This window comes from Anaerotignum faecicola (genome assembly GCA_024460105.1).
In the GTDB taxonomy this organism is placed as follows: Bacteria; Bacillota; Clostridia; order Lachnospirales; family Anaerotignaceae; genus JANFXS01.
Window position 1 is genome coordinate 1 of sequence record JANFXS010000623.1, and the last position, 382, is coordinate 382.

The window sequence follows — 382 nt, forward strand, 5'->3', positions numbered from 1 at the left end:
GGTGAGGCTTTCAAGAGTCAGAGAAGATGTTAAGGATACCATATTCATTATTCCGCGAGTTTATACTAGTAAGCCACGAACCAATGGAATTGGATATAAAGGACTTCTTCATAATCCAGACACAAATGATGCACATGAGGATCTAATAAGTGGAGTATTAGCCTCCAGAAAAATGCATTTGAAAGTAATACAGGAAACTGGCATGTATGCAGCCGATGAGATGCTATATCCAGATAGCCTTATGTATTTCGATGATTTACTCTCTTATCTTGCTGTAGGTGCGAGATCAGTTGAAGATCAAATGCACCGGGAAATGGCCAGCGGCTTTAATATTCCGGTAGGTTTAAAAAATCCTACAAGCGGAGACCTCTCTGTGCTTCTG

Annotated in this window: 1 protein-coding gene; it reads left to right on the forward strand. The window is 40.6% G+C overall.

Translation table 11 applies throughout. From position 1 onward, the window contains the following. Positions 1-382, forward strand: a 382-nt coding sequence (locus NE664_15690) for a 3-deoxy-7-phosphoheptulonate synthase (GenBank protein MCQ4728076.1), incomplete at both ends; no start/stop codon positions are given.